Source organism: Pseudomonas sp. R32, from assembly GCF_009866705.1.
In the GTDB taxonomy this organism is placed as follows: domain Bacteria; phylum Pseudomonadota; class Gammaproteobacteria; order Pseudomonadales; family Pseudomonadaceae; genus Aquipseudomonas; species Aquipseudomonas donghuensis.
On sequence record NZ_CP019396.1, the window covers coordinates 78247 to 90882 of the forward strand.

10 protein-coding genes and 1 pseudogene are annotated in these 12636 nt (G+C 61.1%); 9 read left to right on the top strand and 2 right to left on the bottom strand.

Annotated features, from left to right (window positions below; genetic code table 11):
- Positions 1-91 precede the first annotated feature (91 nt).
- The 5 genes from dsbA (at position 92) to PspR32_RS00410 (ending at position 6189) form a co-directional block, all read left to right on the top strand.
- The gene (gene dsbA, locus PspR32_RS00390; protein WP_010222617.1) at positions 92-721 is read left to right on the top strand and encodes a thiol:disulfide interchange protein DsbA; all 630 of its coding nucleotides are present in this window, start codon (positions 92-94) and stop codon (positions 719-721) included.
- A gap of 12 nt (positions 722-733) precedes the next feature.
- A complete protein-coding gene (locus tag PspR32_RS00395) occupies positions 734-1588 on the top strand; it encodes an endonuclease/exonuclease/phosphatase family protein (RefSeq protein WP_010222616.1) in 855 nt (284 codons plus the stop codon).
- A 27-nt stretch (positions 1589-1615) separates the two neighbouring features.
- On the top strand, positions 1616-3655 hold the full coding sequence (locus PspR32_RS00400) for a GGDEF domain-containing protein (RefSeq protein WP_159387948.1): 2040 nt from the start codon (positions 1616-1618) through the stop codon (positions 3653-3655).
- A 62-nt stretch (positions 3656-3717) separates the two neighbouring features.
- Complete coding sequence (locus PspR32_RS00405) at positions 3718-4494, top strand: N-acetylmuramoyl-L-alanine amidase (RefSeq protein ID WP_159387949.1); 777 nt, start codon at positions 3718-3720, stop codon at positions 4492-4494.
- A gap of 75 nt (positions 4495-4569) precedes the next feature.
- A complete protein-coding gene (locus PspR32_RS00410; protein WP_010222613.1) occupies positions 4570-6189 on the top strand; it encodes an EAL domain-containing protein in 1620 nt (539 codons plus the stop codon).
- 12 nt (positions 6190-6201) lie between these two features.
- Here the strand turns inward: PspR32_RS00410 and PspR32_RS00415 are convergent, their stop codons facing one another.
- A complete protein-coding gene (locus tag PspR32_RS00415; RefSeq protein WP_085989517.1) occupies positions 6202-7977 on the bottom strand; it encodes a KinB sensor domain-containing domain in 1776 nt (591 codons plus the stop codon).
- Between the two features lie 8 nt (positions 7978-7985).
- On the bottom strand, positions 7986-9332 hold the full coding sequence (algB, locus tag PspR32_RS00420) for a sigma-54-dependent response regulator transcription factor AlgB (RefSeq protein ID WP_036995312.1): 1347 nt from the start codon (positions 9330-9332) through the stop codon (positions 7986-7988).
- Positions 9333-9773: 441 nt separating this feature from the next.
- On the opposite strand from algB, the gene PspR32_RS00425 reads away from it, so the two are divergent.
- The 4 genes and pseudogenes from PspR32_RS00425 (at position 9774) to gltP (ending at position 12599) form a co-directional block, all read left to right on the top strand.
- A complete protein-coding gene (locus PspR32_RS00425) occupies positions 9774-10058 on the top strand; it encodes a hypothetical protein (protein WP_159387950.1) in 285 nt (94 codons plus the stop codon).
- A gap of 45 nt (positions 10059-10103) precedes the next feature.
- Positions 10104-10268 carry a DUF1328 domain-containing protein gene (locus PspR32_RS00430; RefSeq protein WP_010222609.1) on the top strand — a complete coding sequence of 55 codons (165 nt, stop codon included), beginning with the start codon at positions 10104-10106 and terminating at the stop codon, positions 10266-10268.
- 130 nt (positions 10269-10398) lie between these two features.
- Positions 10399-10521 (top strand): annotated as a pseudogene (locus PspR32_RS26535) (inhibitor of vertebrate lysozyme family protein); the annotation flags it as partial.
- Positions 10522-11267: 746 nt separating this feature from the next.
- Entirely contained in the window at positions 11268-12599 is a 1332-nt protein-coding gene (gltP, locus tag PspR32_RS00435; RefSeq protein ID WP_036995315.1) for a glutamate/aspartate:proton symporter GltP, read from the top strand.
- Positions 12600-12636 lie beyond the last annotated feature (37 nt).

Here is a 12636-nt window from a genome sequence, read left to right on the forward strand (position 1 = left end):
CTGCCGTTACACTAACGAACTCGGGCCTGCCTCGACCTGTCCTATGACCGGTCGCGTCAAGGCGATTCAATAGACTGCTCAGGAGTAAAGCATGCGTAATCTGATTCTCGGCGCCGCGCTGGTCACTGCCAGCCTCTTCGGCATGACGGCCCAGGCCGCCGAACCGGTAGCCTCTGACCAGTATACTGAGCTGAGCAACCCGGTTCCGGTGTCGGTACCTGGCAAGATCGAAGTGGTCGAGCTGTTCTGGTACGGCTGCCCGCACTGCTATAGCTTCGAGCCGGTGGTCAATCCATGGGTCGAAAAACTGCCGAAGGACGTCAACTTCAAGCGCGTACCGGCCATGTTCGGCGGCCCTTGGGATGCCCACGGCCAGATGTTCCTGACGCTCGAGGCCATGGGTGTTGAGCACAAGGTTCATGCCGCAGTGTTCGAAGCCATTCAGGTTCAGCGCAAGCGCCTGACCAAGCCGGAAGAAATGGCCGACTTCCTTGCGACCCAAGGCGTCGACAAGGACAAGTTCCTCTCCACCTTCAACTCCTTCGCCATCAAGGGCCAGGTCAACCAGGCGCGCGAACTGGCCAAGAAGTACGAGATCACCGGCGTACCGAGCATGGTCGTCAACGGCAAGTACCGCTTCGACCTTGGCACCGCCAAGGGGCCGCAAGGGGTGTTGAACGTTGCTGACTACCTGATCGCCAAGGAGCGCGCCGCTAAGTAAGCGGCGCCAGCCATGCGCCGCTGGAGAACCGAGCGTGGCGTTGGCCTGCATGATCCGCAGGTCAACGAACATCACCTGCAGGCCAACAGCCTGCCAGATGACGGCCGGCTGCGGCTGCTCAGTTTCAATATCCAGGTTGGCATCAGCACCGAGCGTTACCGCCATTACCTGACCCGTGGCTGGCAGCACCTGCTGCCGCACACCGGACGGGCCGGCAACCTGCAGAGGATCGGCGACCTGCTCGCCGACTTCGACCTGGTCGCCCTGCAGGAGGCCGATGGCGGCAGCTTGCGTTCGGGCTACATCAACCAGGTCGAGCATCTGGCTCAGCTTGGCGCCTTCCCTTACTGGTATCAGCAGCTCAACCGCAACCTCGGGCGCCTGGCCCAGCACAGTAATGGCGTGCTCAGCCGCCTGAAGCCGCACCTGCTCGAAGATCACCCGTTGCCCGGCCCGGCTGGCCGCGGGGCGATCCTGGTGCGCTTCGGCGAAGGTGAAGACGCACTGGTCGTGGTGATGATGCACCTGGCATTGGGTTCCAAGACCCGCGCCCGGCAGCTTGCCTACATTCGCGAACTGATTGGCGGCTATCGCCACCAGGTGCTGATGGGGGACATGAACACCCATGCCCGCGACCTGCTCGAACATTCGCCGCTACGCGATCTGGGCCTGATTGCACCCCAGGTTCAAGCCACCTTCCCCAGTTGGCGACCGCAGCGCTGCCTTGATCATATTCTGCTCAGCCCGAGCCTGACCCTGGAGCGGGTCGAGGTTCTGGCCCAGCCTATTTCCGATCATCTTCCGGTCGCAGTTGAGATTCGTTTGCCTGATGCCCTTGCTGTGGATACGCTGCCCGCTTTGAGCTAATTGCCATTACCCTCTGCGGACCCAGGCATGACCGACGAAGCCCAGCGCTGGAAAGAAAAATACCTCAAGAGTATCGAGCAGCAAGAGAAGCTGGAGCGCCGTTGGGAGGCTCGTCTCGACCTGTTGCGCCGTGGTCTTGTGCGCAGCACCCTGGCCGCTGAAGGCAGCGACCGGGCGGTGGACTTGTGCATGAAGGAAATGCGCGAGGTGATCCGCACCGACAACATGGACGCCGCACTTGCCGGTCTGATTCCACGCCTGGAAAAGGCCGTGCTCGATTCCGAGCAGCGCCGGGCAACCCGTGTCGTCCAGGTCACCACCGCCCTCAACGCGTTGGTCAGCCAGTTGCAGACCCTGCCGTTGCCCAGCGAAGTCAGCCGTCCGCTGAAAAAATTTGCCAAGCAGGTCGAGGCCCGCGCCAGCCATTCCCGGGAAATGCCCCTGCTGCTGGGCGAGTTGAGCGGACTGCAGGGCCAGGCGCTGTCGGCAATGGAGCGGCCTGAAGAGGCGCAGCGGCCTGGTTTGTTGCAGCGTCTGTTCGGTGGTCGGGAAGCAGAAGCAGAAGCCATGCAGCCGGCGCTCACAGGGACAGCAGCGGTTGTAGCTGAGGCCAGAGAGCAGCCTGCGCCCATGCTGCACGCTGTTGTCGAGACGGCCGCGCATGAACTCGCCGACGTCGATGAGCTTCAGCCCTTGCCGACGGCTCGAGCGATTGGGCCCGAGACGATCGAGCCTGCAAGGGTCGAGGCTGACGTTATCGAAGCACCGCAGCTTGCACCTGCACCTGCACCTGCACCCGAGCCTGAGCCGGTTGCAGAGCTGCCAACAGCGCCTGCAACTGCAGCCGAGCCAGCAGCGCCGGTCGAGCCCGATGCTCTGGACTCTGAGCAGGATGTCCTGGCGTTACTCGAACACAGCCCCGACGAGCCGCAGGCCGACCGGCCAGAAGCCGAGCCTGTTGAAGCCGGGCCTCTGGACGATGAGCACGCCCACTACGCCCTGCCCGATGGCACCGAGCCCACCTACAGCTCAGTCGCCGACCATATTGAAGATACCCTGCTCGGCTTGCTCGACGACCTGACCCTGCCCGAACGCCACAAGGCCCAGGCGCAGTCCATGCGCGAACGCCTGGAGCACGGCCTGAACTGGTATGAACTGCTGCCGGTGCTGGATGACCTGGCCGTGCTGATGCTGGCAATCAACGACAGCGGCCAGCACGAGTTCGAAGTCTACCTGCAGCAACTCAATGAGCGTCTGGAGTCGTTCCAGAGCCACCTGCACGAAGCCAGCGAAGGCCATGCCGACAACACCTCGGCGGCGCGCGACCTCGACAGCCAGTTGCGTGAGCAGGTCGACGGTTTGCAAAGCAGTGTGCAGGGCGCTGCCGACCTGGGCAGTCTCAAGCACATTCTGGAAAACCGCCTTGAAGGCTTGCTCGGCACCATGGACGAGCACCAGCAGCAGCGTGACCAGCGCGAACAGGACATGGCCAACCGCCTGCAAGGCTTGGCCGAGCGGGTGGCAAGCATGGAGCAGGAAGCCCTGGGCTACCGCGAGCACCTTGAGGAGCAGCGCCAGAAAGCCCTCATCGACCCCCTCACCGGCTTGCCCAACCGTGCGGCCTGGTCAGAGCGGGTCGATCAGGAAGTGCTGGAATGGCAGGAGAACGGCGGCCATCTATTGATGGCGATTCTCGATCTCGACCACTTCAAGCGTATCAATGACAGTTACGGCCACCTGGCAGGCGATAAAGTGCTGAAGATAGTCGCCAGCGTACTGCGCAAACGCCTGCGCAGTCGTGATTTCATCGCCCGCTTCGGTGGTGAGGAGTTTGTTCTGCTGATCCCGCAGACGGCCATGCCTGCTGGCTGCCAGTTGGCGGAAACCCTGCGCGCGGCCATCGAGGCCTGCCCTTTCCACTTCAAGGGCGAGCGGGTGACCATTACCCTGTCCATTGGCATCAGTGCATTTCGCAGCGGTGAGCGTAGCGAGGTGGTGCTCAAGCGCGCGGACGAGGCGCTGTACCGGGCGAAACATCTTGGTCGAAATCGTGTTGAACAGGGCTGAGTGGCAATAGCGAGGATACGTTAAGCTTACGCTTTGCAATTTCTCACCACAGTGCCCTCTCCATGAAAGCGTTTTTCACTGCCCTCCTGCTGCTGACGCTGGCAGGTTGCGCCACCGGCTTGCGAGTCGATCGCAGCCATACTTCGGTCAACCAGGATGAACGTATCCAGTTCGTCGTCCTGCACTACACCAACGCTTCGCTCGAGCGTTCGCTGAATTTGCTGACCCATGGCGAGGTCAGCAGCCATTACCTGATCGGCGACTCACCGGCGACCGTCTATCAACTGGTCGACGAGAGCCGCCGCGCCTGGCATGCCGGCGACAGTCAGTGGGATGGCCGCACCTGGCTCAACTCCACCTCCATCGGCATCGAGATCGTCAACCCGGGCTTTACCGATACGCCAACCGGCCGGGTCTGGCACCCGTATACCGAGGCGCAGGTGCAGGCGCTGATCGTCCTGCTCAAGGACATCGTCAAGCGCAACAACATCAAGCCCCGCTACATCATCGGCCACAGTGATATCGCGCCGCTGCGCAAACTCGACCCCGGCCCGATGTTCCCCTGGAAGCGCCTGGCGGATGCAGGTCTTGGGGTCTGGCCGAACGCACAAGCTGTGGCTCAGCAGCAGGCATACTTCAGCATCAACCCGCCGAGCATCACCTGGTACCAGCAGCAGTTGAAGCGCTTTGGCTATGCCATCGAGCAGACTGGCGAGTACGATGTCAGCACCAAACATGTGCTGGCGGCCTTTCAGATGCGCTTTCGCCCGCAGCGATTCGATGGCGTGCCGGATGCCCAGACGGCCGCCATGTTGCAGGTGCTCAACGGCCGTCGTTGACACCCACTGCCCAACGGGCAGGCTGACTTGATTGGCAGTTGCTATACCTCTTGGTATTCAACTGGATAATTCTTGATGTCTGCTGCCCTCTCCGTGTTGCGCCACCTGCTCTATCGTCCCTGGTTACTGGCCACACTCGCGGCTACGGCCAGCGCGATCCTGCTGCTCATGGCCAGTGTGGGCGTGACCATGCATCAGCTGCAGCAAAGCGAAATCGAGCAGATGAACGCCAAGGGCGAGCGCTTTCTCGCGCGCCTGGAGCAGATCTTCGGCCAGCTGCGCGAAGGCGTCGACCAGCTGCAGTTGCAACCGTTGCGAGGTTGCGATGCCCGCATGCTGGCGGCCTTGCAGCAGGTCGCCTTCCGATATCGTTTCGTCTATGAGGCCGCTTACGTCGATGGCAATGTCGCCTGCTCCAATCGTGTTGGCGAGCGCACCATCAATCCACTGCGTCCTGCCGATATCCAGGGGCCGACCTACAGCTACTGGCTCAACACAACCACCGAACCCGATGACAACCTGGCGGCGCTGATGCTTGGCCGTGGCAAGTTCCTGGTGGCCACTTCCCGCGGGCACATAACCGACGTGGTTGACCTGCCGCCGGAAGGCAGCCTGTTGGTGGTGCTCGACAACGGCACGCGAGCGATACCGGTACTTGGCCCGCCGCAGGTCTGGCCGCCGTCTGCCGATTGGCCGCCCACCTCCAGTGGTTCGCTGCTGGAGCTGCCTGATCGGCTGATTTACCGTATGCCGACCAAGTCACCGGATTATCAACTGGTGCTGATCGCGCCACGGGCCAGCATGCCGCTGAAGATGAGCGGGATTCTCTGGCTGCTGTTCCCGGGCAGTCTGGTATTGGCCTGGTGCATTGGCTGGTTGGTGTTACAACTGATTCGACAGCGTAGCTCGATGAGTGTGGAGCTTCAGGGGGCGCTGCGTCGTGGTGAGCTGCAGGTGCTCTACCAGCCAATTTTCGAGCTCACCAGCCGCCGCTGTGTCGGTGCCGAAGCCCTGGTGCGCTGGCGTCGTTCGGATGGCACGCTGACCAGCCCGGACCTGTTCATCCCGCTGGCGGAGAACACCGGGCAGATCCGCCAGATCACCGATTTCGTCCTGCAGCGGGTGCTGGAGCAACTGGGCCAACTGCTGCGCGCCAATCGCCAGCTGTACATCTCGGTGAACCTTGCCGCGTGCGATGTCATGGTGCCGAGAATCGGCCGGGTGGCGGCGCGCTTGCTGGCCCTGCATCATGTGGCGGCCAGCCAGATAGCCTTTGAGGTCACCGAGCGCGGGCTGATCGATGTGGTGGTGGCCCGCGATAACCTGCAAGCTTTGCGCGCTGTAGGCCATCAGGTGCTGATCGATGATTTCGGCACCGGCTATTGCAGCCTGGCTTACCTGCAAACCCTGCCGGTCGATTGTCTGAAAATCGACAAGGCCTTTATCGACGCCCTGGGCCATGACGCGGCCAGCAGTGGGGTGGCACCGCACATCATCCGCATGGCCCACGCTCTGCAGTTGCGGGTCATTGCCGAGGGCATCGAGTATGAAGACCAGGCGCTGTTGCTTAACAGTGAAGGGGTCAATTACGGCCAGGGGTGGCTGTTTGCCCATCCGCTCAATGCCCGGCAGTTCATCGAGCTGATCACCCGTGGCCGCCGCCTCGGGCCACGTCGCATCGACGATGAGGCTTGAGCCGCGGTTGCTTCAGACCGGCAAGGCCATATAGAACTGCGTGCCCTGACCGGGCCGTGAATACACGCCCATGCGTCCGCCATGCAACTGGATGATTTCCTTGCACAGCGCCAGCCCAAGGCCGGCCCCGCCCTTTTTGCGTCCGACCTGGACGAAAGGTTCGAAGATCCTGCCCTGCTGGCCATAGGCAATGCCTTCACCGTTGTCTTCGATGCTGATGATCACCCGCTCGGCGTGGCGACGTGCGTGCAAGCGGATGCGGCCGCCAGTCGACGTATGGCGCACAGCATTGTCGAGCAGGTTGTCCAGGACCCGGTCCAGTTGCGCGGGATCAACCTGGATATGCGGCAAGGGGGTGGTGAGCTCGACCTGTAGCTCGATCTGTTTGTCATTTGCTACGGCCGCGAAGCGCTGACACGCACGATTGAGGAGCTCGTCGATCGCACAGGGGGCCAGTTCAAGCTTTTGCAGGCCACTCTGGTAACGGGAGAAGTTCAGCAGGTCATTGATCAGCTGGTTCAGGCGCTGCATTTCTTCACTGATGGTTTCGCACAGGTCAGCTTCCCGCGAACCGGGGGCAACGCTCAGGCGTTCACGCAGCAGGCCGAAGGCCATATGCATGCCGGTCACGGGCGTGCGCAGCTCATGGGAGGCGCGCAGCACGAACTCGCTGCGCACCCGTTCGAACGCCCGTTGTTCGGTGACATCGTGCAGCACCATCACCGCGCCGAGGATTTGCCCTTGTGGGTGGTATACCGGTGTCAGGCTGTAGGAGAGCAGCCGGGCTTCTTCATCTATTTCCAGGCTGAGGTCGTCAGGCACCCGGTCCAGGGTGCCGCCGCGCAGTACCAGACGCAGTTGCTCGTCCAGCTCGGGGCGTTGCAGGGCATCGCCAAGGCCGGTGCCCAGACGGGCGTCTTCCCAGCCCAACTGGCGCTGGGCGACCGGGTTAAGGTGCTCCAGATGGCCTTGGCGATCGATGATCAGCAAGCCGTCGTCAATGCTGTCGAGCACCGCTTGCAGGCGCTGTTGGCCGGCCAACACTTCGTCGATGTTGGTCGCTTGATGTTTGCGCAGGGCTTCGGCCATCAGGCCAAAGCGGCGGGTCAGCTGGTTCAATTCCAAGGCGTGGGACACCGGCAAGGTGACGTCGAAGTTACCCTGGCCAATCTGGTCGGCAGCCTTGGCCAGCGCTTCGATCGGCTGGCCGACCCGGCGGGCGATGCCATGCGCGGTGACAAAACCGAGAATCAATACTGCCAGGCCCACCAGGCCCAACAAGCCACCAATCAACAGGGCGCGGTCATGGGCTTGCTGTTCGCTTTCGCTAATGTGCTGCAACGCGCGTCGGTGCGATTCGACCAGGTCGGCCCGCAACAGATTGAAGGCCTGCCCCAGCGGCTGGCCTGCGCCAAGGCTTTGCGACGGTGAACTGCTACTGCGATAGGCCTGCAAGAACGCTTGATAATCGATGCTGGCCTTGGCAAAGCCCTGATCGCCAGGGCTGTCATCGTCATGGTTGACGCCCTCCTCCAGCAATTGCTGGAACTGGTGTTGCAACGCTTCGAGAGCCGGTTTGTCCAGGGTATCGTCAAGCAGCAGGGACAGTTGTTCGCCCAGGTTTTGCCGCAGTTTCAGGCCCAGGTCGAGGGTCAGCGCGTTCTCCCGCACCAGCGCCTGTTGCGCGTTGGCCATCTGCAGCACGCTGGCCAGGCCCAGCAGCACGCCTAACAGCGCAACGGTGATCAGCGCCGAAATGCTGAGGAAAAGCCGCGTGCGCAGTTTCATCGCCAGTTTCATAAGTTGTACTGCTTGCGCTTGCGGTACAGGGTCGAGGCATCAATACCCAGGGTCTTGGCGGCCTGGTCGAGGGTTTCGCTGGTGGCCAGCACCGCGCCGATATGGGCACGTTCCAGTTCATCCAGGCTCAGCGCCGCGCCAATGCGCGGGGCGTTGCTGGCCGGCTGTTCGGCCATGCCCAGGTGGCTGATCTCGACGCGCTCCTGGGCACAGATGATGCTGGCTCGTTCGACCACGTTGCGCAGTTCACGAATATTGCCTGGCCAGCGGTAGTTGAGCAGCGCGGCGCGGGCGTCGTCGCTGAACGCCCGTGCCGGGCGCGAGTACTCCTTGACGAAGCGGGCGAGGAAGCGATCGGCCAGGGTGAGGATGTCTTCGCTGCGTTCGCGAAGCGGTGGCAGGTGCAGGGTGATGACATTCAGACGGTACAGCAGGTCTTCACGGAAGCGTCCTTCGCGGACCATATCCTCGAGGTTGAGGTTGGTTGCGGCCAGGATTCGCACATCGGCGCGGCGGGTGACTGGATCGCCGACGCGTTCGTATTCCTTGTCCTGGATAAAACGCAGCAGTTTGGGTTGCAGGGGCAGCGGGAAATCGCCGATTTCGTCGAGGAACAAGGTACCGCCGTCGGCCTGGTTGACCCGGCCCAGGGTGCTTTCGCTGGCGCCGGTAAAGGCGCCGCGGCTGTGGCCGAACAACTCGCTTTCCATCAGCTCGGTGGTCAGCGACGGGCAGTTGATGGTGACGCAGGCCTTGCGTGCGCGCTTGCTCCAGCCGTGAATGGCGCGGGCCAGCTCGCCTTTACCGGTACCGGATTCACCGAGAATGAGGATGTTGGCGTCGGTGCTGGCAACCTGGCGAGCGGTTTCCAGCACCACCATCATGGCCGGGCTGTGCGAGTCGAGGCCGTCCTTGGGTTTGCGTACTTCACCTTCCAGCGCTTCAAGACGCGCCGACAGCTGGCGTACCTCCAGTTGCTTGGCGGTGGCCAGACGCAGCTGGTCCGGGCTGCAGGGCTTGACCAGGTAATCGGCGGCGCCGGCCCGGATTGCGTCAACGGCAGTGTCGACCGCCGAATGCGCAGTGACGATCACCACGCGCATCCATGGCGCTTGAATACGCATTTGCGCCAGTACATCCAGACCATTGTCTTCGCCCAGGCGCAGGTCGAGGAAACACAGATCGAAGACTTGCCGTTGCAGCAGGGTTTCGGCCTGCGCCGCACTGTTGGCAGTGGCAACGCTGTAGCCTTCATCTTCAAGACAGTAACGGAAGGTTCGCAGGATGGCGGACTCATCGTCGACCAGCAGAATACGGCCTTGATGCTCCTGAGCTGGCTCCATTTCCTACGCTCCTTTAAGAATGATCTAGGTTAGTGTCGGAAAAATCGGGCAAGTTGCATGGTTCATTCTGATTCATTCCGTTACCTGCATGGTAGTGCCTCGCCCAGCAGTTATCTAACCCACTGAAAAATCACCGATTGCTTGCCGGGAAGGCGCTGTGGCGGGCGTCCTGCTGCTGCCGTTGGGCTGCAGCGCCGAAGCCAAGGCGCTCTGGTTGCCAATCCGCCGCACAGTGACGCCTGAATCAACGACAAGGTGCAGGGCTGATCATGCAAAACGCACGAACGCTTTAGCCCGATCGTGCAGGATACGTTTCGGTTGATATCGATAATTTTATTTAACTATCTGATTTTTAAAGATAAAAAATCGTTTTAAGGGCTGGCATGCAGGCTGCAATGACTACATCAAAGTCAGCAATAAACGCAGCAGGAGGAGCACGGCATGAACCGCTACCCCGCCACCCTAATGCAGGTTTCTTCGCTTCAACTGCGCCAGAGCCTGTTCTTCAGCCTGGCGTTGCTGCTGACCCTGATTGCCGGGCAGCTCTATAACAGCTGGGAAACCGCGCGCAGTGCCGAGCAGCTCGCTGCCCAGGCGGCAATGGTGGCGCAGGTTCAGGCGCAACGCTCGGTTGCGCCGCTGCAGGCCCGGGTCGCACTGTCTTCGCCAGCGACCACTGCAGCCGTTGTTGACACCGCTGCCCCACGAGATCGCTGGGTGTTCTGAGCGAACGCCCAAGGACTTCTTCGAAAAACAGCAAGGAGAATCACCATGTTGAGTTGGGCCATTACCTTCCTGATTATCGCCATTGTCGCTGCCGTGCTGGGCTTCGGTGGTATCGCCGGCGCCGCTACTGGCATCGCGAAGATTCTGTTCATTATCTTCCTGGTGCTGTTCGTGGTGTCCTTCTTCTTTGGTCGCCGCGGTAGGGGCTGAGTATGAGCACAACGCTAGGCAGAGCCCTGGTTGCCGTCCTGATGATGGGTGGCAGCGCAGCGGCAATGGCGGCCAGGTTCGGGCCAACCAGATTCTTGGCGTCCGCTGCCAAGGGACAGTTCCACGGGGCGGGCCGTTGTGCGAGTCCGGGCAGAAGTGCCTGAACCAACGCCTGATCGTTGCCTTCAGTTGGGACGAAGGCAGGCAAGCCCTGCTCAAGGAGCAACTCAAGCGTGATCCGAACAGGTACTGAGGCGCTGCTCACACCTTGGTACATATATAGAGGCTGAACCTTTTTCCATTTCAGGCTTCTATGCTGCACCGCCCGAGGAAGGCAGGTGTATGACCAGGGGGCCGGGCTGCTCTGATTGTTTCAGGATCGGAGGGGCCTAGGGGTACAGGGAGTACCTCCGATGAGGGCCGGGTCAGGTGAAGCGGTAACGGAAGTTGCGGGTCGGACAACTGCCTTCAGGCAGAGGTGTCCGACCGGACTTCCGTAGCACTCTTTGAGGCAAGCGCCTTTCCCTCGCAACAAATTCGTTTTTCCTACCGAAGCTGTCGACGCATATTTTTGCCCGACCGTACATCGATATTTTTTCACCCCTGCGCCCTACCAAAGTCGCAGCAATTTCACGCATTCGGATTGTCGAACAAGGGCGTTTGACCCGCAGGTGGATACCTCTATATCGGCCGGATTATGGCGCTTTGGCCATCGTCGGAATTCCGAACGGCCGACGAATGACCCATTGTGACGTACGTTTTGGCCGATAAACCTCATGCCGATTCGGCATGGGGTAGTCGTTTACGGCATTAGACGGAGCCCCCCCACGTCGGAATAGTTGCGCCTTTTTTCGCTGGCCTGAGCGTTATTACGCTCGCTTGCGGTGACCTTTTACGATGTCATCGGCAGATAACAAAAACGATGCGGATCGCTGGCAATGGCTCTGGGTCGCGGTTATCCGTCTGGTGGCCGTTTCCACCTGAAGAAAAGGTAACGACATGAAGAAGGCAAAGCTAAGCCTCGCCTGGCAGATCCTCATCGGTCTGGTACTGGGGATTGCAATCGGCGCTTTACTGAACCATTTCAGTGCAGAAAAGGCATGGTGGATCAGCAACGTCTTGCAACCTGCGGGTGACATCTTCATTCGCCTGATCAAGATGATCGTCATCCCGATCGTGATTTCGTCGCTGATCGTGGGAATCGCCGGGGTTGGCGACGCGAAAAAACTCGGCAGTATCGGCCTCAAGACCATTATCTATTTCGAGGTGGTGACTACTATCGCCATCGTCGTCGGTCTGGTGCTGGCCAACCTGTTCCACCCGGGCGCCGGCATCGACATGAGCACCCTGGGTACCGTCGATATCTCCAAGTACCAGGCTACGGCGGCCGAAGTCCAGCATGAGCATGCGTTCATCGAGACCATCCTCAACCTGATCCCGTCGAACATCTTTGCAGCGCTGATGCGCGGTGAGATGCTGCCGATCATTTTCTTCTCGGTGCTGTTCGGCCTTGGCCTGTCGAGCCTGCAGGCAGAGATCCGCGACCCGCTGGTGAAAACTTTCCAGGGCGTCTCCGAAGCCATGTTCAAGGTCACTCACATGATCATGAACTACGCGCCAATCGGTGTGTTCGCGCTGATCGCCGTGACCGTCGCCAACTTCGGCTTCGCCTCGCTGCTGCCGCTGGCCAAGCTGGTGCTGCTGGTGTACTTCGCCATCGCCTTCTTCGCCTTCATGGTCCTCGGCCTGGTTGCCCGCCTGTTCGGCTTCTCGGTGATCAAGCTGATGCGTATCTTCAAGGACGAACTGGTCCTGGCCTACTCCACCGCCAGCTCCGAGACCGTGCTGCCGCGCGTGATCGAGAAGATGGAAGCCTACGGTGCGCCGAAAGCCATCTGCAGCTTCGTGGTACCGACCGGCTACTCGTTCAACCTTGACGGTTCGACCCTGTACCAGAGCATCGCGGCAATCTTCATCGCCCAGCTGTACGGTATCGACCTGTCGCTGAGCCAGCAGCTGCTGCTGGTGCTGACCCTGATGGTCACCTCCAAAGGCATCGCGGGTGTCCCGGGCGTGTCCTTCGTGGTCTTGCTGGCCACCCTGGGCAGCGTTGGCATCCCGCTGGAAGGCCTGGCCTTCATCGCCGGTGTCGACCGTATCATGGACATGGCCCGTACCGCCCTGAACGTGATCGGCAACGCCCTGGCGGTCCTGGTTATCGCGCGTTGGGAAGGCATGTACGACGACGCCAAGGGTCAGCGCTACTGGAACTCGCTGCCGCACTGGCGCAGCAAGGAAGCCGTACCGGCTGGCAAGCCTGCCAGCAAGTAAGCGCCAACCTGGCTGCACGAAAAGCCCCGACCTGGTC